The 21,955-nt window shown below is 37.9% G+C and carries 21 protein-coding genes; 11 read left to right on the plus strand and 10 right to left on the minus strand.

What is annotated here, in order from left to right; genetic code table 11:
* Positions 1 to 73: 73 nt before the first annotated feature.
* Together msrB and A0F92_RS04990 are read left to right on the plus strand one after the other, a co-directional pair.
* Positions 74 to 547 carry a peptide-methionine (R)-S-oxide reductase MsrB gene (gene msrB / locus A0F92_RS04985; protein WP_253810180.1) on the plus strand — a complete coding sequence of 158 codons (474 nt, stop codon included), beginning with the start codon at positions 74 to 76 and terminating at the stop codon, positions 545 to 547.
* A gap of 123 nt (positions 548 to 670) precedes the next feature.
* Positions 671 to 1,930 carry a pyridoxal phosphate-dependent aminotransferase gene (locus A0F92_RS04990; protein WP_068242309.1) on the plus strand — a complete coding sequence of 420 codons (1,260 nt, stop codon included), beginning with the start codon at positions 671 to 673 and terminating at the stop codon, positions 1,928 to 1,930.
* A 188-nt stretch (positions 1,931 to 2,118) separates the two neighbouring features.
* Here A0F92_RS04990 and A0F92_RS04995 read toward each other — a convergent pair whose 3' ends face one another.
* Entirely contained in the window at positions 2,119 to 2,367 is a 249-nt protein-coding gene (locus A0F92_RS04995; RefSeq protein WP_068242312.1) for a hypothetical protein, read from the minus strand.
* 203 nt (positions 2,368 to 2,570) lie between these two features.
* Between A0F92_RS04995 and A0F92_RS05000 the strand changes: the two genes are divergently transcribed.
* Positions 2,571 to 3,683, plus strand: coding sequence for a glycosyltransferase (locus tag A0F92_RS05000; protein ID WP_068242314.1), 1,113 nt, complete (start codon positions 2,571 to 2,573; stop codon positions 3,681 to 3,683).
* A gap of 31 nt (positions 3,684 to 3,714) precedes the next feature.
* Entirely contained in the window at positions 3,715 to 4,650 is a 936-nt protein-coding gene (locus A0F92_RS05005) for a DMT family transporter (RefSeq protein WP_068242317.1), read from the plus strand.
* Here the strand turns inward: A0F92_RS05005 and A0F92_RS05010 are convergent.
* The 7 genes from A0F92_RS05010 to A0F92_RS05040 all read right to left on the minus strand — a co-directional run bounded on the left by A0F92_RS05010 (position 4,610) and on the right by A0F92_RS05040 (position 10,443).
* Entirely contained in the window at positions 4,610 to 5,113 is a 504-nt protein-coding gene (locus A0F92_RS05010; protein ID WP_068242319.1) for a SixA phosphatase family protein, read from the minus strand. The two genes, A0F92_RS05005 and A0F92_RS05010, sit on opposite strands and share 41 nt — an antisense overlap.
* Before the next feature lie 18 nt (positions 5,114 to 5,131).
* Positions 5,132 to 6,979, minus strand: a complete 1,848-nt coding sequence (locus A0F92_RS05015) for an amidophosphoribosyltransferase (RefSeq protein WP_068242321.1) — start codon at positions 6,977 to 6,979, stop codon at positions 5,132 to 5,134.
* A gap of 55 nt (positions 6,980 to 7,034) precedes the next feature.
* Positions 7,035 to 7,598 (minus strand): NADPH-dependent FMN reductase, encoded by a 564-nt coding sequence (locus tag A0F92_RS05020; protein WP_068242323.1) that lies wholly within the window; start codon positions 7,596 to 7,598, stop codon positions 7,035 to 7,037.
* Between the two features lie 135 nt (positions 7,599 to 7,733).
* A complete protein-coding gene (locus A0F92_RS05025) occupies positions 7,734 to 8,261 on the minus strand; it encodes a YceI family protein (protein ID WP_068242325.1) in 528 nt (175 codons plus the stop codon).
* 43 nt (positions 8,262 to 8,304) lie between these two features.
* Complete coding sequence (locus A0F92_RS05030; protein ID WP_068242328.1) at positions 8,305 to 9,177, minus strand: pirin family protein; 873 nt, start codon at positions 9,175 to 9,177, stop codon at positions 8,305 to 8,307.
* A gap of 21 nt (positions 9,178 to 9,198) precedes the next feature.
* A complete protein-coding gene (locus tag A0F92_RS05035; protein WP_068242329.1) occupies positions 9,199 to 9,909 on the minus strand; it encodes a pirin family protein in 711 nt (236 codons plus the stop codon).
* 75 nt (positions 9,910 to 9,984) lie between these two features.
* Entirely contained in the window at positions 9,985 to 10,443 is a 459-nt protein-coding gene (locus tag A0F92_RS05040; protein WP_068242332.1) for a MarR family winged helix-turn-helix transcriptional regulator, read from the minus strand.
* A gap of 429 nt (positions 10,444 to 10,872) precedes the next feature.
* Here A0F92_RS05040 and sufB point away from each other — a divergent pair, with 429 nt between their 5' ends.
* The 7 genes from sufB (at position 10,873) to A0F92_RS05075 (ending at position 17,053) form a co-directional block, all read left to right on the plus strand.
* Positions 10,873 to 12,318 carry a Fe-S cluster assembly protein SufB gene (gene sufB / locus A0F92_RS05045; RefSeq protein ID WP_068242333.1) on the plus strand — a complete coding sequence of 482 codons (1,446 nt, stop codon included), beginning with the start codon at positions 10,873 to 10,875 and terminating at the stop codon, positions 12,316 to 12,318.
* 33 nt (positions 12,319 to 12,351) lie between these two features.
* Complete coding sequence (sufC, locus tag A0F92_RS05050) at positions 12,352 to 13,113, plus strand: Fe-S cluster assembly ATPase SufC (RefSeq protein ID WP_068242335.1); 762 nt, start codon at positions 12,352 to 12,354, stop codon at positions 13,111 to 13,113.
* Between the two features lie 27 nt (positions 13,114 to 13,140).
* Positions 13,141 to 14,460: a Fe-S cluster assembly protein SufD gene (sufD, locus tag A0F92_RS05055; RefSeq protein WP_068242337.1), complete on the plus strand. Its 1,320-nt coding sequence runs from the start codon at positions 13,141 to 13,143 to the stop codon at positions 14,458 to 14,460.
* A 7-nt stretch (positions 14,461 to 14,467) separates the two neighbouring features.
* Complete coding sequence (locus A0F92_RS05060; protein WP_167516821.1) at positions 14,468 to 15,712, plus strand: cysteine desulfurase; 1,245 nt, start codon at positions 14,468 to 14,470, stop codon at positions 15,710 to 15,712.
* Position 15,713: 1 nt separating this feature from the next.
* Positions 15,714 to 16,148, plus strand: a complete 435-nt coding sequence (locus A0F92_RS05065) for a SufE family protein (RefSeq protein WP_068242339.1) — start codon at positions 15,714 to 15,716, stop codon at positions 16,146 to 16,148.
* Positions 16,149 to 16,160: 12 nt separating this feature from the next.
* A complete protein-coding gene (locus tag A0F92_RS05070) occupies positions 16,161 to 16,472 on the plus strand; it encodes an SUF system Fe-S cluster assembly protein (RefSeq protein WP_068242340.1) in 312 nt (103 codons plus the stop codon).
* An 86-nt stretch (positions 16,473 to 16,558) separates the two neighbouring features.
* Positions 16,559 to 17,053, plus strand: a complete 495-nt coding sequence (locus A0F92_RS05075; protein WP_068242342.1) for an RrF2 family transcriptional regulator — start codon at positions 16,559 to 16,561, stop codon at positions 17,051 to 17,053.
* 183 nt (positions 17,054 to 17,236) lie between these two features.
* On the opposite strand, the gene A0F92_RS05080 is transcribed toward A0F92_RS05075, so the two are convergent.
* Together A0F92_RS05080 and infB are read right to left on the minus strand one after the other, a co-directional pair.
* Positions 17,237 to 18,607 (minus strand): peptidylprolyl isomerase, encoded by a 1,371-nt coding sequence (locus tag A0F92_RS05080; protein ID WP_068242344.1) that lies wholly within the window; start codon positions 18,605 to 18,607, stop codon positions 17,237 to 17,239.
* A gap of 213 nt (positions 18,608 to 18,820) precedes the next feature.
* On the minus strand, positions 18,821 to 21,919 hold the full coding sequence (gene infB / locus A0F92_RS05085) for a translation initiation factor IF-2 (RefSeq protein WP_068242346.1): 3,099 nt from the start codon (positions 21,917 to 21,919) through the stop codon (positions 18,821 to 18,823).
* Positions 21,920 to 21,955 lie beyond the last annotated feature (36 nt).

Below are 21,955 nucleotides of genomic sequence, written 5' to 3' on the forward strand. Positions count from 1 at the left end.
AAATTTAATTGCAATAACACTATTTTTGCTAATGAGTAGTTGTTATGGTCAAACCCACACAAAAACAGTAGTTATGGAAAACAATTCGAAAAGCAACCTTTCAACCGTAGGAACAGATACAAGCGGCTCTATTGTAAAATCTGATGCGGAGTGGAAAAAATTGCTTTCACCCGAAGTGTATTATGTGGCAAGAGAAAAAGGCACTGAACGTCCATTTACCAGTAAGTTTGAAACTTTTAAAGAAGTAGGTACCTATTATTGCGCTGTTTGTGGTAATGCATTATTTAAAAGCGATACAAAATTTGACAGTGGATGTGGTTGGCCAAGTTTTTATGAACCCATTAGTAAAAATTCAGTAATTTATTTACCGGATAACAGTTATGGCATGAAAAGAACTGAAGTGGAATGTGGACGCTGTAAATCGCATTTAGGCCATGTGTTTGAAGATGGTCCGCCACCAACAGGGTTGCGTTATTGTATTAATGGCGTGGTTTTAGATTTTAAAAAGGCACAGGAAGCAGAAAAAAAATACTACGAGAATCATTAATCGTACACATATGTATCATTAAAAAGCGGCTTCTTTAAAAGGGGTCGTTTTTTTTATGGCCACTCCGCCCGATTACTGTAATTTTGCTAACAATTGTAAGTTTTAATCAATAAAAATTTGGAAATGGTAAAAGTAAGTAATTTGGCTGAGAGCCTGATTGGTAGTGAAATTGTAAAGTTGGGCAATGCCATTACAGAACGCATTAAGAAAGGAGAAAAAATTTATAATTACACCATTGGTGATTTTGATTCTTCTGTATTTCCTATTCCTACTGAGTTGGAGCAATATATTATAGAAGCCTATCAAAAAAAGTTTACCAATTATCCGCCGGCAGATGGTATTGCTTTGTTACGTAAAGCTGTTTCTGCATTTTTGGCACAAAGAGAAGGGTTGGTTTATGCTGAGAATGAAATACAAATTGCATCAGGTGGCAGGCCGTTAATTTATACCTTGTTTGAAACATTGGTAGATGAAGGCGATAAAGTAATTTATGGGGTACCATCCTGGAATAATAATCACTACGTTCATTTAACACAAGGGCAACATTGCACCATTGAGTGTACTGCGGAAAATAATTTTATGCCTACGGCCGAAGCTATTGCACTTCACATTAAGGGGGCTACGTTACTTTGTTTGTGTACACCGCAAAATCCTACCGGAACTACATTAACCAAAACATCATTAGAGCAGATATGTGATATGGTACTGGAAGAAAATAACAACAGGCCGCCCGATGCAAAAAAATTATATGTGATGTTTGATCAAATGTATTGGACACTTACCTATGGCGATATTCAACATTATAATCCGGTTACCTTAAGGCCGGCAATGCGGGAATACACCATCTTTATTGATGGTATTTCGAAAGCTTTTGCAGCAACTGGTGTACGGGTAGGATGGGCAGTTGGTCCTGCTGCTATCATTGCCAAAATGAAGGCAATTTTAAGCCATCTTGGTGCATGGGCGCCAATGGCAGAACAGCATGCAGTTGCAAAATATTTGGGACAAACAGAAGCAATTGATCGGTATTTGAACAGCTATAAACAAGCACTTGAGTTTAGATTGAACAGTATTTACCAGGGTATTAAAGCATTGCAAAAAAAAGGATATTCTGTTGATGCCATTGCACCGCAGGCTGCTATTTATTTAACTGTTCAAATGAATTTAACCGGTAAAAAAACAAAGGAAGGCCAATTGCTTGAAAACCAGGATGCGGTTACAGGTTATATTCTATCTGAAGCTAAAATAGCCATTGTTCCTTTTTATGCTTTTGGCGCCGGCCACAATAGCAGTTGGTATAGATTGAGTGTAGGTACCTGCCGGGAAGAAGATATTGTTCCTATGCTGAATGGATTGGAAAAAGCTTTGGCTGCATTACAATAACTGAAATAAAACGTATAAAAAAGAGGAAGTCTCAAAAGTAAAATGAAGCGTTTGAGAATGGCTTAAATGAAAACTTTCTCCACCACCTTACCGAATAAAAAGAGGCTGCATCGGACTTTTGAGACAGCCTCTCTTTTTAAAATTATTTTTGAATCAATAGGACGTGAAACAGGTGATGAAGGTGGCAATTAGTTTTTATTGCAGATAAAAACAAAAGGTTTGTATAACCGGTCTTTAATAGCTTGTTGCATTAAATGTTGCGAACGGATTATTTTCGATCGGTTCACATCAATTAATTCATTGGCAATACAAAAATTACGGAAACTTTCTGTTCGGTGCAGTAATAGATTTAATTGCGCAACTTCATTGGCAAAATCATCGGGTCCAATTAACTCGCTTTTAGAAAGTACTAAAAGATCTCTGCTGCTATTTTTCATATGTATTTAATTCATTTGGGGGATAAATGAAATTTTTTATACAGGTTTATAAACAGGGCACATACAATGTTTCTTATAATTAGATTTACTCAAAATTCCGCAGGAAGCTAATCCCATCATTAATAATAACAGAACTATTCGTATTTTGTTGCGCTGATGAAACATGATTATTTTCTTCCGTAAAAATAAAAATACGGTATAAATTGATAAAAAAATCATTAACACCAAATATTTCGGTGAAAATTAAGGGCAAAAATGTATTGGTAGCACCATTAGATTGGGGGTTGGGTCATACAACCCGCTGTATTCCTATAATTAATGCCCTGATTATCAATCATTACCATGTAATTCTGGCTGCATCCGGTAAGTCGGCTGCTTTGCTGCAAAAAGAATTTCCTCATTTAACCATTGTTCCCTTAGCCGGATACCATGTTCAATATGCGCAAAGCAGTACATGGTTGCCAGTTAAATTATTGCTGCAGGTGCCTAAAATTATTCGTGCCATTAAAAATGAACATGCAGTACTGCATGAAATGGTACAGCAATATTCCATTGATTGGGTAATCAGTGATAACCGTTTTGGATTATACCATCCTGCTGTTCATTGCACCTTCATTACCCATCAATTAACCATTATGGCTCCTTATCAATGGTTAAGAAATTTGCTGCAACGTATCAACTACCAATACATTAATCGTTTTGATACTTGTTGGGTGCCTGATATGGGCGGTGATGAGGGATTAGCGGGAATACTGTCTCATCCCAAACAATTACCTGCTATTCCTGTGCAATACATGGGAATGTTATCTAGATTTGAAAGCACTACTACATTCCATCCGGAATATGTTTATGATTATTGCTTTCTGTTATCCGGCCCCGAACCGCAGCGTACCCGTCTTGAAAATATAGTCCTTTCTCAAATAGAGCAGATAGATGCAAGTATTATTGTTTTGCGAGGGTTGCCAGAACAGGCAAATGCCATCAAAAGCAAACACAATATTTTATCACATTTACCGGGTAAAGCATTGCAACAGGTGATTGAGCAGAGCAAATTTGTAATTGCAAGAAGTGGTTATACTACGGTAATGGAATTACTATCGTTGCAAAAAAAATGTTTTTTTATACCTACGCCCGGACAAACGGAACAGGAGTATCTGGCAGAACGTTTAGCCGACTTACAATTGTGTTTTATGGTGAAACAAGAGCATTTGAATATAGCAGAACAGTTAACAGCACTTGAACAGTTTCCTTTTAAAACTCTACAGCCCAAAATTTTTACCGCACAACAATTAAAGTTGCTCATACAAAATCTTTAAAACCAAGTAAGCGTGCTGCTATATTTGCAATATGTTCAGTAATACCAAGTGGAATGCACATGCAGCCGTATTAATCACCAATCTGCTTTTTGGCGTAAATTATGCAGCCGTAAAATATATTACCCCTCCATTTATTTTACCTTTTGGATTAAACTTTGCGAGGGTAGTAACAGCACTGATATTATTTTGGACATTGTTTTTATTAAAGCCTGGAAACAGCGCCGGCATTGAACGCAAACATATTCCCTTATTTGTGCGCTGTGGTATTACCGGTGTTACTATTAATCAGTTATTTTTTATTAAAGGCCTGTCACTTACTTCTTCTATACATGCATCGCTGCTTGCTTTGGCAACACCCATATTCATTACATTCATTGCTGCATGGTTGTTAAAAGAACGGTTATCTGTTGTAAAAATATTGGGATTATTAATGGGCGTATCCGGCGCTGTTATTTTAATTGCCATGAAACAAAATAGTGGCAACAGGCAAGACAGTCTTATTGGCGATTTGTATATTTTGGTGAACGCCATCTCTTATGCTTTTTATATGGTTTGGGTTCGCCCTTTAATGCAGGTATATAGCGCATTGCATGTAATGCGCTGGATTTTTACTTTTGGAGCTTTGTTTTTAATTCCCTTTTGCTGGAACGATTTTTTTGTAACCCAATGGCATGCTTTTGGCATATTTGAATGGTTGGTATTGGCTTTGATTTGTGTAGGGGCTACATTTGTTGCCTATCTCTTTAATGTGTATGGTATCTCGGTTATCGGTGCATCTGCAACAGGAAGTTATATTTATACACAACCGGTATTTGCAGCTATTATTGCAGTATGGCTTTTGGGCGAACATTTTACACTCACTAAATTACTGGCAGGCTTATGTATTTTTGCCGGCGTGTTTTTGGTGAATAGTAAAAAAAATGTATTTAAATTTTTTTGGGGGAATAGAAAAACAGAAAATGCTTAGGCGCTGCGCTGAAATCTTTCCAGGAAGCTGCATCTACAGCAATGCCAACTACCCCGCAGGTAGGCATGGGCACTACTTCTTGTTTAAAAGAGGAACATTTGTAGGCAAACTCTGTAATGCCCGGATTGTGTGAAAACAAGGCGGCCGACTGAATGGCATCATCTAATTTTTCAGTAACATGAAAAAAAGTATCTAATTCGGCGGCGTATAATTCGGGTGCTTCAATAATTAGATTGTACAACAATTTTCCCTTTTGTTGAAAGGCTTCTAAAAAATAAGAGGCAGTGCTCATGGCTCTTAAAGCCGGGCTTGAAATAAAAGCATCTACAGTAATATTTTCTGCAATGAGTTTTTGGGCCATTTCAGCAGCCTCCATTTGTCCTCTATTGTTTAAAGGCCGGTCAAAATCAGTAAATGCATCCAAACTACTTTTGGCATGCCGAATAATTAATAATTGCTTCATGATGCATTTAGCGTTTAATTAATAGCCTCTTACATTTTTCCCTTCCATATAATTCATAAAAGCTTTATTGCAAACCTTGTTGCCACCAGGGGTGGGATAGTTGCCAGTAAAATACCAGTCGCCGGTATTGGTAGGGCATGATTCATGCAAATCTTCAATGGTTTGAAAAATCACTTCTACATCTAAATTTAATTCAGAAGGCGTAATTAATTGGGCAATTTCAGCCGATATTTCTTCTGTACTAAAGGGTTTATACACCTGCCGAACCATATTTTCGGTATGTAACTGATTGTTGCGTTCCATTTCTTTGCAGGTTTGGAACAACTGCTCCAGATCGGCTTCCATATCCCGTTTTTTGTGCAATGAAAGGGCTGCTTTAAAAGCAATGAAATCGCCCATTTTGCTCATGTCAATTCCGTAGCAATCTGGGTAACGTATTTGCGGGGCTGAAGAAACTACAATAATTTTTTTAGGCTCTAAACGGGCCAACATTCTTATGATGCTTTCTTTTAAAGTAGTACCTCTTACAATACTATCGTCAATAACCACTAAAGTGTCTTCCTGTTTTTTTACGGTACCGTAAGTAATATCATAGACGTGCTGCACCATTTCATTTCGGCTATTGTCTTCTGTAATAAAAGTGCGCAGCTTCACATCTTTAATCGCTATTTTTTCCTGTCTTATTTTACGGTTAATCATTTCCTGCAGTTTATCTTCCGTAAAATCATTGCCCCAACTTAAAATGCGTTGAATTTTAATTTGGTTCAGGTATTCTTCCATTCCCTTTACTAAGCCATAAAATGCTACTTCTGCGGTATTGGGTATGTATGAAAAAATGGTTTGTTTTAAATTATAATCAATGCTTTCTAATACTGTTTTGCTTAGATGGTGTCCTAAGGCAATTCTTTCGCGGTAAATTTTTTCATCGCTGCCACGTGAAAAATAAATGCGCTCGAAAGAGCAGGCTCTTCTTTCCTTTGGGAGTAAAATTTGTTCAATGGCATATTTCCCATCATCATTTACAATTAAAGCACAACCGGGCATTAATTCTTTTACTTCATTTTCGCCCACATTAAAAGTAGTGCGTATGGCGGCCCTTTCACTGGCTGCCACAATAAATTCATCATGCACAAAATAATAGGCAGGTCTTATGCCATGTGCATCACGCATCACAAAGCTGTAACCGTTACCTGTTAATCCGCCAAAAGTATATCCACCATCAAACAATGGGGTGGCTTTTTTTAGCACTTGTGTTATGGAGGCCTGGTTGGGGTTTGCTTCATCTTCTTTTACCAAAAAATGATGCACCACTTCCATCATGGCAGCCAAATCGCTTTGTTTTTGAAATTCGCCGGGTTCAATATTCAGTAATTGATACAGTTCTTCCGTATTCACCAAATTAAAATTGCCGGCTAAGGCTAAATTCCTTCCCGGTAATAAATCTCTTTTTATAAAAGGGTGGCAAAATTCTGCATTGTTTTTTCCCTGGGTACCATACCGCAAATGGCCTAACATTAGTTCGCCCAGCATGGGTAAATGACCTTTTAATAATTCGGGCTGTTGTGTAATGTCTTTCTGGTATTTTTCCAGTTCCTGTACTTCTAAACCAATTCTATAAAAAATTTCTGCAATAGATTGTGGAACAGCGCTGCGCATTCTGTTTAAAAATGCATAGCCATTGGGTACATTTAATTTTACGGAAGCAATACCGGAGCCATCCTGCCCACGGTTGTGTTGCTTTTCCATTAAAAGGTACAATTTGTTTAAACCGTAAAGGGCCGTTCCGTACTTTTCCAGATAGAATGATAAGGGTTTGCGTAACCGGATGAATGCCAAACCGCATTCGTGTTTTATTTCGTCGCTCATGTATAGTTTATAAAAAGAAGTGGCGAAGTTACAACTCCGCCACTTTATTGAAAGGTTAATTATAGGAAGTTACCGGTTCGGGATGCAAACTTTCTGCAAGCCATAAAAATTCTTTCATGAAATTGTCAATGTTTTTTTGAAAGCTGCTATCCAACAACTTACCCTCGGGGCTAAATTTTTGATCCACAAATGGTGTTACGAGTAAATAGGGTGATGCAATGCCAAATAAGGCCGGTACCAGTAATAATAATTGTTGTGCACTTCGCATGCCACCCAATGCACCGGTTGATGCGGTAACAATGCCAAACGTTTTATGCGGTTGTTTGGGAAAGTGATCCAATAAATTTTGCAAAGCTGCAGAATAGCTGCCATTGTATTCGGGGGTTACCAAAATAAAGGCATCGGCAGCAAAAATTCTCCTGGCCAATGGTTGTAGATGTTCGGGAGCATGCTCTTCTGAAGTATATACCTGCTGTAAAAGCCCTATTTCCCAATCTTTTACATCAATCATTTGTACAGTATGTGCTGAATTTTCTGCCAAATAATTCTTTAAATAAATGGATAGTCTTTGGGTAACACTATCTTTTCTGGGACTGCCTGAAATAATTTCAATATTCATAATCAATATTTGTTGCCTAATTCAACAGCAAATGTGTTGGAAAGTTGCTTTTATGGTTTTTATTTCCGGAAAAAAGCAGGATGAATAGCAAATGTTCATCCTGCCAATATTTTGAAATGGGTATTGTGCATACTATCAGGCTTGTTTCACCAGCTCAAAATTCATGTGTAACTTCACTTCATCACTTACTACTATACCGCCGGTTTCGGTAGTGGCGCTCCAGGTAAGGCCAAAATCTTTACGATTAATTTTTCCTTCTACTTCAAAACCCAATTTGGTTTGTCCCCAAGGGTCCACAATCTGACCGCCGTATGTAACATCTAAAGTCACGGTTTTGGTAATATCTCTGATGGTTAGGTTGCCGGTTAAGCTGTATTTTTCATCATTTACTTTCTTCACATCGGTTGATTGGAAAAGAAGCTTTGGAAATTTGTCGGCTGCAAAAAAATCATCACTTTTTAAATGCCCGTCTCTTTGTTCATTGCCGGTAGTAATGCTGTTTACATCGGCTTCAAAGTTGATTTTTGCATCGGTAAAATCATCTTTCTCAGCTTGTAAACTCCCGTCGAATTGCTGAAATTTTCCGGTTACACTTGAAATCATCAGGTGTTTTACTTTAAATGTTACTTCACTGTGTGCTGCATCAATTTTGTAGGTTGCCATTTTTTTTGTTTTTAAAGTTTAATGAATAAATATGTGTTTGTATTTAAGATGTTGCTTCAATTAAAACCCCCATTTTGCCCATTTGGTAATCTTTAAACGATTGTAAAATTTCTGTTTGTGTATTCATTACAAAAGGGCCGTGTGCCGCAATGGGCTCGTTCAAAGGTTCGCCACTGCCAATAAATAAATTACTGTCTTCGATAGCTTCAATGGTAAATGTTGTTCCATTTTGCTGCAACAATGCTAACCGGCGGGCAGCAATGCTTGTGTTGGAATTGAATGATATGGCCCCACTTAATACATACACCAACGATTGGTGTGTAGCCGGAATATGAAAAGTATACACACCGCCTTTTTTCATTTGCACCATCCATGTATTGACTGGTGTAAAAGTTGGAATGATACCTTTAATGCCATCCAGTTCTCCGGAGGGGATTAAGATGTTGGTTAAACCATCTGGTGTTTGAATGGAGGGTGTTTCCGCTTGCGTTGCGGGATAATAATGCGGCTGATCCATTTTATGGGCTGCAGGTGTATTAATCCAAACCTGTAACAATTCCTGTACACCGCCGTGTTCAAAAATATCGGCAGGTACGCGTTCGCTGTGAATAATACCCATTCCTGCATGTATCCATTGGGTACCGCCTGCATATACTACATGATTATTGCCCCGGCTATCCTGGTGGTGCACACCTCCTTTATAAATAAAGCTAATAGCCGAAAAGCCACGATGTGGGTGTGGCCCAACACCCTGCAAACGGATGGGAATGGCAGGGTCTGCTTTGGCTATGCCATGATGGAATACTAAAAAAGGATCAAAAAAATTGCCGCTGTTAGGCAGTAATTCCAGCACATCAATACTACCAACTTGGGTAGGGTTGCCGGAAATAATTCGCTGAATATTTTTTGTTGACATGTTTTTTTGTATGCTTTATATTTATTGCAACATGGGCACTTCCATTAATAAAATATGTGAGCCTGCCTGAACAGACAATGGAAAGTTATCGGTTGCTGTAACCCCCAGCGCATCTCTTACGTTTAATGTTATTTTGTTAACATTTGCGGCACCCTCTATCATAAAAATGTAAACGCCATGGTTCTTGTTCTGCAAACGATACTCGATCGAAGTATCTTTTGAAAATTTGGCCATACTGAACCATGCATCCTGATTGATCCATAATGCATTTTCATCATTGGGTGCAACAATGGTTTTTAAACGGTTCAATAAATCTTCCTGCTGTAATGTGATTTGCTGATACCTGGGCGCAATATTTAAATTTTTAGGCATTACCCATATTTGTAAAAACTGTACCTGTTTGTCTTTGTTGGCATTGGTTTCGCTGTGCACAATGCCACTGCCTGCGCTCATTATCTGTACATCATTTTCTTTAATAATGGTATCACGGCCAGTATTGTCTTTATGATGTAAATCGCCATGCAGGGGTATTGATATGATTTCCATATTTTGGTGTGGATGTGCTCCAAAGCCCATTCCCGGAGCAACAGTATCATCGTTTAAAACCCTTAATGCACCGAAATGCATACGTTCAGGATTATAATAATCTGCAAAACTGAAGGTATGCCAGCTGTTTAACCAGCCATGTTGTGCATGACCTCTTGAAGCTGCTGTATGTAAAATGGTTTTCATGTTTTAATGCTTTAAATTTTGAATGTCCTTGTTTTGTTAATTATATGTATGTACATCTATCTACTTAAAAAATTTTTATACTTCTTTCGATCGGATTTTTTCGAGTAATGCATTGAGTTGCATTGCTTCTTCATTATTTATTGCAAATTCAGTGGCTCGGTGTGTATCTATCGCCTCACTGCATTTTTCTAAAAGATTTACACCTAATGGTGTTAAATGAATCACCGTTTCACGTTTGTCAATTTGTGATTGCTTACGTTCTACCAATTTTTTTAGTTCCAGTCTGTCTATAATTCTGGGCACATTTGAGTTTTTTTCAATCATTCTTCCTGCAATGTCTCTTACGCACATGTCATCCGGATGTTTCCCTTTTAAAATACGCAGTACATTAAACTGTTCATGTGTAATGCCAAATTGCTTTAAAATAATGGCCGATTGGGTTTTTAACCACCAGGCAGTATATAAAATGTTCAATGCCGATTTATGCACCTCGTCTTTAAATTTATTACTTTGTATGGCTTGTTCTAATTTCACAACACAAATATATGTACATACATGCAATTTTTCAAATTTTTCTTATTTTCAATCAAAAAGGGAATTTTAGAAGCATTAGTCAATCATTTTTTTTTAAATTTTTATCATTGTTGTCCAACTAAAATTGTAAAATAATGGTTCAAACCCTTTACAGAACCATATTTCAGCCGATTTCAAAAGATGGGGTACTCCCTCCAATTTTGAAACAATCATTTTTTAGCCTGTAAATCTTTACAGCAAAGGATTACAGCGATTTTTAAGTTAAGTTTTGCCAGACAATCATGAATTTTTATAAAAACTAACCAACGGGAGCCTACTTTTGAAATGCAGAAAATTTAATTTGCTGTTTATACTATTTTGTACAAACAGTAAAAAGCTATTAACTTTGCGGTTGTTACCGAATTGCTCTTCACGATAAAAAAAGGTAGAATGAAAGAAGAAATGGATGTTTTGGAACAAACCATTGGTTCTGAGTACAAGTATGGGTTTGTTACAGACATTGAAACAGAAACTGTTCCTAAAGGAATCAATGAATCAATTGTGCGGCTCATTTCAAAGAAAAAAAATGAGCCTGAATGGATGTTGAACTGGCGGTTAAAAGCTTTTGCCCACTGGATAAAAATGGAAGAGCCCCAATGGCCCAATGTAACATATCCACCTATTAATTTTCAGGATATTATTTATTATGCTGCTCCCAAAAAGAAAAAGGCATTAAACGGATTGGATGAAGTAGATCCCGAATTACTGAAAACCTTTGAGAAATTGGGGATATCGATTAATGAGCAAAAACGATTAACCGGTGTGGCTGTGGATGTGGTAATGGACAGTGTGTCTGTAGCTACTTCCTTTAAAAAACAATTAGCCGAGGTAGGCATTATTTTTTGCTCAATGAGCGAAGCCATACAAAACCATCCCGAACTGGTCCAAAAATATATAGGCTCGGTAGTACCCATGACCGACAATTATTTTGCTGCACTCAATAGTGCTGTTTTTACGGATGGTTCGTTTTGTTATATTCCCAAAGGCGTTCGTTGCCCCATGGAGTTATCTACCTATTTCCGTATTAATACTGAAAATTCTGGCCAATTTGAAAGAACACTGATTGTGGCAGAAGAAGAATCTTATGTAAGTTATCTGGAAGGTTGTACTGCCCCTAAACGGGATGAAAATCAATTACATGCTGCTGTTGTTGAACTGGTAGCCCATCGCAAAGCAGAAATCAAATATTCAACTGTGCAAAACTGGTATCCCGGCGATGCCAATGGCGCCGGAGGAATTTACAATTTTGTAACCAAAAGGGGTATTTGCATGGGTGAGTATGCCAAAATATCATGGTCGCAGGTAGAAACAGGTTCTGCTATTACCTGGAAATATCCCAGTGTAATTTTGAAAGGCGATCATTCTGTTGGAGAGTTTTATTCGGTAGCACTCACCAATCATTTACAGCAAGCCGATACTGGTACCAAAATGATTCATATTGGCAAAAATACCCGCAGCCGTATAGTATCGAAAGGTATTTCGGCAGGAAGAAGCCAGAATAGTTATCGCGGATTGGTTCGGGTGGGTAAAAATGCCATCAATGCCCGTAATTTTTCTCAGTGCGATTCTTTGCTTTTGGGCGATCAGTGTGGTGCACATACTTTCCCTTACATAGAAGCTGCGCATCCATCAGCTGTTATTGAACATGAGGCCACCACTTCTAAAATTGGTGAAGACCAGCTTTTTTACTGCCGTCAACGCGGTATTGATACCGAAGCTGCCGTAGCACTCATTGTTACGGGCTTTGCAAAAGAAGTGATGAACCAATTGCCTATGGAATTTGCTGTAGAAGCACAAAAATTGCTGGCTATCAGTCTGGAAGGAAGTGTTGGTTAAAACTAATTTTTTCATTAATTACATTTTAATAATATGTTGTCTATTCAAAACATTCATGCCGCTATTGAAGGAAAAGAAATTTTAAAAGGAATCAATCTTGATATTCAACCCGGCGAAGTACACGCCATCATGGGGCCGAATGGTTCCGGTAAAAGTACGCTGGCATCTGTACTGGCAGGAAGGGAAGAGTATGAAGTAACCGAGGGCTCAATTGAGTTTCTTGGGAAAAATATGTTGGAACTTTCGCCTGAAGAAAGAGCCAGAGAAGGGTTGTTTCTTGCCTTCCAATATCCGGTTGAAATTCCGGGTGTAAGCACTACCAATTTTATTAAAAGTGCTTTAAATGAAAAAAGGAAATACCATGGCTTAGAACCCTTAGATGCCGTTGCTTTTTTGAAATTAATGAAAGAAAAAATGCAGTTGGTTGAAATTGATAAAGCCCTGCTGACACGCTCAGTGAATGAAGGCTTTTCAGGCGGTGAAAAAAAGAAGAATGAAATTTTTCAGATGGCGATGCTTGAACCGAAGCTCACTATCTTGGATGAAACAGATTCAGGATTGGATATTGATGCCTTACGAATTGTAGCCAGTGGTGTAAATAAACTGCGTAGTAAAGACAACGCTATTATTGTTATTACCCATTATCAACGTTTATTGGATTATTTACAACCCGATTTTGTACATGTTTTGTATAAGGGACGTATTGTAAAATCAGGAACCAAGGAGTTAGCACTAACCCTGGAAGACCAAGGCTACGACTATATTAAAGAAGAGTTTGGGGCTACAACTATTTAAAATCAATTCTAAAAATATTCCAGTAATATGGCAATTTTACAAACGGCGTATATAGAAGAAAAGTTTGACACATTGCAATCATCGCATCCAAATGTGTTGTTGAATGAGGTTAGACAAAAAGGTTTTCAAACCTATCAAAATGTAGGTATTCCATCTTATAAAAATGAAGAGTGGCGGTATACTCCGGTCAGTAATTTATTTAAACAGTCATACAGTTTTTCTGAAAAAGTTTCAACCATCAATCAGGCATCTGTTGATGCATTTCGCTTGCCGGATAGTGCAACAGCCAATGAACTGGTATTTGTAAATGGTTTGTACAATCCGTTGCTTTCTAATATTCGTTCTGCAGCCAATGAAATGGTGATTATATCAATGGAAGAAGCAGCGAATGATATACGTTTTTCTGATATTTTGAAAGAGCACTTAGGTAAAAGCAGTTTGTATTTGCAGGATGGTATTCATGCACTAAATACCTCTTTCATTAACGGTGGTGTATTTGTGTATGTTCCCAAAAAAGTACAGGTAGCACTGCCATTGTATATTTATCATATTGCCGATACTGTTCAAAATCCGGTTCTGGCTCAGCCCCGCAGTTTGATATATCTGGCAGAATCAGCTGAATTGAAGTTGGTTGAAACATATAAAACTGCAGGTAGTTCAGATAGTTTTACAAATGAAGTAATGGAAGTGGTGGTTGCAGGCAATGCGGTGTTTGAATATTATAAACTACAAAATGATATTGCAGTAGCTAATCAGGTAAACACAACCCATATTCGCCAAATTGGCAAAAGTTATGTGCATACCGTAGTGGTTACTTTAGATGGTGGCATGGTTCGTAATAACACCAATATTATTATGGAAACACCAGGCAATGAGGCACATATGTATGGCTTGTATTTGTTGAAAGGGAATACACATGCTGATAATCATACATTGGTTGATAACAGAGAACCCCATTGCTTTAGTAATGAGTTGTATAAAGGTGTAATGGATGATGCAACTACAGGCGTTTTTAGCGGAAAAATTTATGTGCGGCCACAGGCTCAAAAAATCAATGCATACCAGAGTAACAAAAATATTTTGTTGAGTGAAAAGGCCAGTGTAAATACCAAACCTCAGTTAGAGATTTTTGCTGATGATGTTAAATGTTCTCATGGATGTACTATAGGAAGGTTAGATGAGGAAGCTTTGTTTTATCTGCGTTCACGTGGTATTGATGCTGCACAGGCTAAAGCTATGTTGTTGCAGGCATTTGCAAACGATGTTATTGAAAAAATTAAAATTGAATCATTACGCGAACACATTGAAACACTGATTGTAAACAGGCTCTCCGTTCAAATCAGCTGATATCATCATGGAAACATCAACTCATATATTGAATACATTGCAGGTGGAAGATATTCGGAATCAATTCCCAATATTGAAGCGCACTATTCATAACAAGCCTATCGTATATCTCGATAATGCTGCAACTACACAAAAGCCAATGGTTGTTATTGATGCATTGAGCCATTATTATATGCACTCAAATGCCAATATTCACAGAGGTATTCATACACTTGCAGAAGAAGCAACGGCCGCTTATGAAGCAACACGCACAGCAGTGCAGGTTTTTATCAATGCATCTTGTACCGAAGAAATAATTTTTACACGAGGTACCACTGAGTCAATCAATTTGGTTGCTAATACATGGGGAAGAAAAAATATTCAGGAAGGTGATGAAATCATCATTTCTGAAATGGAACATCACTCCAATATTGTGCCTTGGCAAATACTTTGTGAAGAAAAAAAAGCAGTATTAAAGGTTATTCCCATTAGCGATGAAGGTGAGTTGTTGTTAGATGTTTATCGGCAACTGCTAACGCCTAAAACGAAATTGGTTGCCATTACTTATGTATCGAATAGTTTAGGCACCATCAATCCCATATCTGAAATCATACAAATGGCACACAACGCTGGTGCACTTGTGTTAGTGGATGGCGCTCAGGCTACTGTACATTTAGATATTGATGTACAAAAAATGGATTGTGACTTCTATGCTTTTTCAGGACATAAAATTTATGCTCCAACAGGCGTTGGTGTTTTGTATGGTAAAAAGGCTTTGTTAGAAGCAATGCCCGTATTTATGGGCGGTGGTGAAATGATAAAAGAAGTAAGTTTTGCCAAAACTACTTATGCTGAATTGCCGTATAAATACGAAGCAGGCACCCCAAACATTGCTGATACCATTGCATTAAAGGCAGCGATTGATTTTATGCGTGAAACCGATGTTGCAATGATACACCAACATGAAAAAGAATTATTGGAATATGCTACGAAACAAATGCTCCAAATTCCCAACTTGCGCATTTATGGAACGGCCGAAAATAAAACCGGAGTTATTTCTTTTCTGGTAAACAATATTCATCCGCAAGATATGGGTGTTTTATTAGATAATCAGGGCATTGCCGTTAGAACCGGGCATCATTGTACACAACCCTTAATGCACCGTTTGGGTATTCCCGGAACGGTTCGTGCTTCTTTTGCCGTATATAATACAATGGAAGAAGTAGACCGGCTAATTAACGGCATTCAAAAATCAATTAAAATGCTTTTATAATATGGGTGAATCAAGCACTATTGCAGCAAGAGAGGCAGAAATAATTGAAGCATTTGCTTTATTGGATAGCTGGGAAGAAAAATATGAATACATCATTGAACTGGGTAAAAAACTTCCACCGCTGGATGAGCGATATAAGTTAGCAGAAAATATCATCAAAGGCTGCCAGTCAACTGTTTGGTTAGTAGCCAATTATTCAGATGGGAAAGTATTTTTTAAAGCAGATAGTGATGCGGTAATTGTAAAAGGATTGGTGAGTTTGCTGATTAAAGTTTTATCCGGCGTTACGCCTCAGGAAATTTTACAAGCACAATTAGATTTTTTACAAGAAATAGGCATGATGACACATTTGGCACAAACCCGTTCCAATGGTTTGCGTGCCATGATTCAGCAAATGAAACATTATGCATTGGCGTTTCAATCTATTAACTCCTGAAAAAGGAAAACTATGGAACCAGAAGTATTAAAAGAAAAAGTGATTGAAGCTTTACATGAAATATACGATCCGGAAATTCCGGTAGATATTTACGAGCTGGGTCTGATTTATGAAGTTGAAATTCTGCCTATTAACAATGTGCAGATTGTAATGACTTTAACTGCACCCAGTTGCCCGGCTGCTCAGGAATTGCCCATTGAGGTTGACCAAAAAGTGCGTGCAATTGAAGGTGTAAACGATGTGCATGTTTCAGTAGTTTGGGATCCGCCATGGGATAGAAGCATGATGAGTGAGGCTGCTCAACTTACTTTAGGATTTATGTAACGCTGGCATTCAAATTTAGTACTAAAAAATAATAAATAATTTTTTAATATATTTAAATCTGTACGCTTACCTTAAAAAATTGCAACATGAAAATAACTTCACAGGAAGAATATGGTTTTCGTATTTTACTCCGCATTGCAAGGTGTAAGGAGAATGAAAGCATGAGCATACAAGCACTGAGTGTTGCCGAGGGTTTAACAATGGCTTATGTGGCTAAACTAACCCGTTTGCTGAGAAAAGCGGGTTACATCAATAGTACGCCCGGAAATATTGGCGGCTATGTTTTAGCCCGCCCAGCATCTGAAATTAATGTTAATCAGGTTTTGAAATCTTTGGGGGGTGCCTTATTTTCAAAAGAATTTTGTGGTACCTATTCAGGTGCTATGCGCTTTTGTAATAATTCAGTTGATTGTTCTGTACGTTCATTGTGGCAAATGGTACAATTTTCTATTGACCAATTATTAGATAAAGTGAGTTTACAGGATTTGATTGGTACTGAAAAAAAATCTGAAAATTTATTAAGTAACCTGTTTCAGGCGCATCTGCAATTGTTAAAAGATGCAGAAGCTGTTGCACTATAATGATCTGAATGTGCGATGAAATAACGGGATATGTTTTATGTAAACATTTATTTGAGTTGCAGTATGCAGCTTTTTTGTTGAAGAACACAATGGCGCATTTTCTATGCAATAAAAAAACATTACCGAGCCTTTTGCATAAATGGTTTTGAAATATATTTGAATGGAGTGGAAGGTAGTGTTGTCTTAATTTTTAGCAGCGTATTTCCACCACTCATCCAACGATTTGCAACCTTTAAATTCTTTATCGATAGTAATGTAGAAATTAGGTAAATGATCGTTAAACCATTGTTCTAATTTCGATTGTTTTTTATCTTCCAGCGCCTGTTGGGCAATTTTATTATAATCTTCTTTCAGGTTTTCACGATGTGGCTCTGTTCTGGTTTTCAGATAAACCAATCGTACCATTTTTCTGCCCCGGTCGTCGGTATAAACTTGTGGTTGCGATATTTGTCCGGGCTTCAGTGTTTTTAATAATGGAATTAAGTCTTTATCGGGTAACTGATCAATGGTAATGTATGAACTGCCATCTCTTCCCTGAATTTGACCGCCGGTAAATTTGCTGTTATCATCGTCACTAAAGCGGTTAACAGCTTCACCGAAAGTCATTTGTTTGGTTTCAATTAAATTACGAACCGAGTCTAATTTTTGAACGGATAAATCAATTTCTGTTTGTGTTACCGGTGGAATTTTAAGAATGTGGCGTACTACCGCATCATCGCCGGAACGGCTTACCAATTGAATGATGTGTAAACCAAATTTTGATTTAATAACCGGAGAAATTTGACCTTCCTTCAATTTAAATACAGTGGCCAAAAATGTAGGATCCCAGAATTTATCGTTTCTGTTCAGGTGTAATAAACCACCTTGTTTTTCTGTTTCCACATCATCAGAATATAGCTTTGCTAACTGATCAAATCTTTTCTGGCCTGATTCAACTTGTTTTTTATAGCTGTATAAATCTTTTGATACATAATCTTCTACTTCTTTATTCGCTTTTGGCTGTGCCAAAATTTGGCTCACTTCAATTTCGCTTTCAAAAAATGGGAGGCTGTCTTTTGGAATTTTATCGAAATATGCTTTTACTTCATTGGGAGTAACTTTTACGTTCTCCAGAATTTTATTGCGCATCTGGTCGGCTAATTTTCTGTCTCTGAATGCCGGCCTGAAATCTTCTTTAATTTGATAAATGGTTTTACCTGCAATTTCCTCCAGTACTTCTTTCGAACCATATTCTCTGATAAAACCTCTGATTTGATTGTCTAAAGCTGCATCCAAATCTTCATCAGAAACAACGAGTGAATCTTTTTCAGCTTGTAAAACCAATGCTTTTTGAATGAGTTGTGCTTCTAAAAAGGCACATTCAGGATGTGGAGGTAATGATGCTTCCTGACCCTGACGTTTGGCATCTGAAATAGCATTCATTACATCTGATCGTAAAATAATTTTATCGCCAACCTGGGCAACAATTTTATCGGCTACTACTTTTTGTACCTGCGCTTTTATAGTGGCAGATACGGAAAAGAAAAGAATGCTTACTAATAAAAACTGCTTCATAATTTTTTTACTATGTATCACCTGAAAGTCTATTTCATTTATTTAAAAATGTTTATTCCTGCATGCTATTCAGGATAAAATATTTAGGTATTGTGTGTTTCAAAAGTACTTCTAAACTGTGTGAAACTGCTCACTGCTAAAGCTTTTAACAAAAAAATTTGCTTCAGGCAGGCTTATCCGCTACATCCTGAAGCAAATGATAGGAAAGTATGGTTATAATGTACGTTTTATTTCTACTTCTTCATAAGCTACAATGGTATCACCTACAGCTAAATCAGTATAATTTTTAATGGTTAAGCCGCACTCCATATTAGAGGGCACTTCTTTTACATCATCTTTATATCTTTTTAAACTGCCTAATTCAGCAAATGCACCTTCCTGACGTGGATAAATTAAGATGCCATCTCTAAACAATCTGATTTTTGCATCTCTTTTTATACGGCCTTCTAAAACAAAGCAACCTGCAACGGTAGCTTTATCAAATTTATATACTTCGCGTACTTCAACGGTGGCCACTTCTTTTTCCTGAATTTTGGGTTCCAACATACCCTCCATAGCGCTCTTCACTTCTTCAATAGCATTGTAAATAATGGAGTACATTTTAATTTCTACGCCCTCGTTTTGTGCCAAACGGGCAGCTTGTGCCGATGGGCGAACATTGAAGCCAATTAAAATGGCGTCAGAAGCGGTAGCCAGTAATACATCACTTTCAGAAATTTGACCCACTGCTTTGTGTACAACATTCACTGCAATTTCTGCGGTAGAAAGTTTTTGCAAAGAATCGCTCAATGCTTCTATTGAACCATCCACATCACCTTTGATGATAATATTTAATTCTTTAAAGTTACCCAAAGCTAATCTACGTCCAATTTCATCCAGGGTAATATGTTTACGTGCTCTGAGTCCCTGTTCACGCATTAATTGTGCCCGTTTATTGGCAGATTCTTTGGCTTCAGATTCATCTTTATATACTTTAAATTTTTCACCGGCCTGTGGTGCACCATTTAAGCCTAAAATAACTGCGGGTGTTGATGGAGGTGCTTCTGTAATTTTCTGGTTCCGTTCATTAAACATGGCTTTAACACGACCATAGTATTGTGCACTCACAATAATATCACCTTGTTTAAGGGTACCATTTTGAACCAGGATAGTAGCTACATAGCCGCGACCTTTATCTAAAGTGGCTTCTATAATAGAGCCGGATGCTTCTTTATTGGGGTTGGCTTTCAGATCTAACAATTCTGCTTCCAGCAATATTTTTTCTAAAAGTAAATCAACATTTAAACCTTGTTTGGCACTCAGTTCCTGACTTTGGTATTTTCCACCCCACTCTTCCACCAAAATATTCATATTGGAAAGTTGTTCATATATTTTTTGTGGATTGGCGCCTTCTTTATCAATTTTATTGATGGCAAAAATCATGGGTACATTGGCAGCTTGTGCGTGGCTAATGGCCTCTTTGGTTTGTGGCATTACGGCATCATCTGCTGCAATAACAATAACTGCAATGTCTGTAACTTTTGCACCTCTGGCACGCATAGCGGTAAAGGCTTCGTGTCCGGGTGTATCTAAAAATGTAATGTGTTTGCCACTTTCGGGTAAGGTAACTTCGTAAGCGCCAATGTGCTGGGTAATACCTCCTGCTTCACCTGCTACTACATTCGCATTTCTAATATAATCGAGTAATGAGGTTTTACCATGGTCAACGTGGCCCATAATGGTTACTATTGGTGGGCGGCTTACTAAGTTTTGGGTATCTTCCTCTTCTTCTTCCTCATTTAATTCATCCACGTCATCCACGCCAATAAATTCTACTTCATAGCCAAATTCACTAGCCACTAATTCAATTACTTCTGCATCAAGGCGTTGGTTAATCGATACCATGATGCCAAGATTCATACATTTACCAATTACATCTGCAAAACTTACGTCCATTAAATTGGCCAGTTCGCTTACGCTGATAAATTCTGTTACCTGTAGTTTATTATCTTCCGATAATTCGCCCATTGATTCGGCAGCTTCATCACGTTTTGCACGGCGATATTTTGCTTTCAGGCTTTTACCTCTGCCACCTGCACCGGCTAATTTAGCCTGCGTTTCTTTTATTTTTTCCTGAATATCTTTTGCGTCAATTTCTTTTTCTTCTTTTCTATGATCACGTCCGGCACCTCGTTGGTGTGGGGTATGTCGGTTATTGTTGTTCCGGTTGCCACCTGTTCCGCCACCACCTTGCGGCTGATTATTGCGGTTATTAGCGGGTTGTATGGGCCGGTTGGGTCCTGTAACCGGTGTACCGCCTGCATTAACAGTAGCACCTGCAGCTACATTACTCTGACGTGGGCCGCCACCTGCTTTGGGTTCGCGGTTAAATTGTCCGCCGGGTTGGTTACCACCTACTTTGTTTAGCGGAATGCGTTTGCGTTGCTTACGGCTTTCTTCACGTGAAGAAGGTTTGGGCCGGGTGTCACTGTCAATTGGCAATTGTATTTTCCCTAATATTTTGGGGCCGGTTAATTTTTCCACTTCAATATTTTCAATAACCGGTGCACCATCCTGTTGTGGAATGTTGGATTCTATATTGGTTACAGGTAATGTTGTTTCCGGCATTGCAGGTGTTGCTGTGGGTTGTTCTTCTTTAGCAACAACCGTAATTTCTTCGGGTTGAACACGTGGAGTAACCGGGGTAGTACTTTCAACTATCGGTTCCTTTTTATCGGATGTATCTTCTTTCTTTCTGGAAGATTTTTTAGGTCTGGTAGAAGTATCTATTGCATCTAAATCAATCTTTGCAATAATTTTAGGCCCTTCTATTTCGGGCACCTCTAACTTAATAAAGTCATCTTCTGCAGATTTTTCGGGTACAATTACTTCCGGTTCGGGATGCTTTTCCTGGATGATGGGCGCTTCTGTAAGAATAGGTTCAGATGGTAATTCAACGGTAGGAACTTCGGCTGGTGTAGTTTTTTTTTGAACAGATTCCGATTCTGTTTCTTTCACTGTTTCCTTAGGTTCTTCTTTGGGGAGTGATTTTTTTTCCTCTTTTTTAAAACTTACTTCTTCTTCATCCTTTCGTTTTCTTGGTTCTGCCGGAGCAATTTTAGGTATTTCTACCTGATCAGCTTTATTCTTAGCTTGTTTATCGCTTTGGAATTCGGCCTGCAGGGCAAGATACATTTCTACCGAAAGTTTGGCTGTTGGTTTCAGTTCATCTTTATTAAAACCTTTCTTCCCCAAAAATTCAATAATGGTGTCCTGACCAACATTAAACTCTTTGGCTGCTGCTAATAATCGTGGTAATTTCAATTCTGACATTCCGTTTTATTTAATCCATCCGCGCCTTTTTGTTAA

The sequence above is a fragment of the Hydrotalea flava genome, from assembly GCF_001623405.1.
GTDB classification, from domain to species: Bacteria; Bacteroidota; Bacteroidia; order Chitinophagales; family Chitinophagaceae; genus Hydrotalea; species Hydrotalea flava.

What these genes read in the sequence shown, in the direction of transcription:
- A0F92_RS04995 (WP_068242312.1), bottom strand. Translation starts at nt 2,367, where the DNA reads ATGAAAAATAGCAGCAGAGATCTTTTAGTACTTTCTAAAAGCGAGTTA.
- A0F92_RS05075 (WP_068242342.1), top strand. Translation starts at nt 16,559, where the DNA reads ATGAAAATAACTTCACAGGAAGAATATGGTTTTCGTATTTTACTCCGC.
- sufD (WP_068242337.1), top strand. Translation starts at nt 13,141, where the DNA reads ATGGCAATTTTACAAACGGCGTATATAGAAGAAAAGTTTGACACATTG.
- A0F92_RS05080 (WP_068242344.1), bottom strand. Translation starts at nt 18,607, where the DNA reads ATGAAGCAGTTTTTATTAGTAAGCATTCTTTTCTTTTCCGTATCTGCC.
- A0F92_RS05070 (WP_068242340.1), top strand. Translation starts at nt 16,161, where the DNA reads ATGGAACCAGAAGTATTAAAAGAAAAAGTGATTGAAGCTTTACATGAA.
- A0F92_RS05020 (WP_068242323.1), bottom strand. Translation starts at nt 7,598, where the DNA reads ATGAATATTGAAATTATTTCAGGCAGTCCCAGAAAAGATAGTGTTACC.
- infB (WP_068242346.1), bottom strand. Translation starts at nt 21,919, where the DNA reads ATGTCAGAATTGAAATTACCACGATTATTAGCAGCAGCCAAAGAGTTT.
- A0F92_RS05060 (WP_167516821.1), top strand. Translation starts at nt 14,468, where the DNA reads ATGGAAACATCAACTCATATATTGAATACATTGCAGGTGGAAGATATT.
- A0F92_RS05065 (WP_068242339.1), top strand. Translation starts at nt 15,714, where the DNA reads ATGGGTGAATCAAGCACTATTGCAGCAAGAGAGGCAGAAATAATTGAA.
- A0F92_RS05010 (WP_068242319.1), bottom strand. Translation starts at nt 5,113, where the DNA reads ATGAAGCAATTATTAATTATTCGGCATGCCAAAAGTAGTTTGGATGCA.
- sufB (WP_068242333.1), top strand. Translation starts at nt 10,873, where the DNA reads ATGAAAGAAGAAATGGATGTTTTGGAACAAACCATTGGTTCTGAGTAC.
- sufC (WP_068242335.1), top strand. Translation starts at nt 12,352, where the DNA reads ATGTTGTCTATTCAAAACATTCATGCCGCTATTGAAGGAAAAGAAATT.
- A0F92_RS05015 (WP_068242321.1), bottom strand. Translation starts at nt 6,979, where the DNA reads ATGAGCGACGAAATAAAACACGAATGCGGTTTGGCATTCATCCGGTTA.
- A0F92_RS05005 (WP_068242317.1), top strand. Translation starts at nt 3,715, where the DNA reads ATGTTCAGTAATACCAAGTGGAATGCACATGCAGCCGTATTAATCACC.
- A0F92_RS05025 (WP_068242325.1), bottom strand. Translation starts at nt 8,261, where the DNA reads ATGGCAACCTACAAAATTGATGCAGCACACAGTGAAGTAACATTTAAA.
- A0F92_RS05030 (WP_068242328.1), bottom strand. Translation starts at nt 9,177, where the DNA reads ATGTCAACAAAAAATATTCAGCGAATTATTTCCGGCAACCCTACCCAA.
- A0F92_RS05035 (WP_068242329.1), bottom strand. Translation starts at nt 9,909, where the DNA reads ATGAAAACCATTTTACATACAGCAGCTTCAAGAGGTCATGCACAACAT.
- msrB (WP_253810180.1), top strand. Translation starts at nt 74, where the DNA reads ATGGAAAACAATTCGAAAAGCAACCTTTCAACCGTAGGAACAGATACA.
- A0F92_RS04990 (WP_068242309.1), top strand. Translation starts at nt 671, where the DNA reads ATGGTAAAAGTAAGTAATTTGGCTGAGAGCCTGATTGGTAGTGAAATT.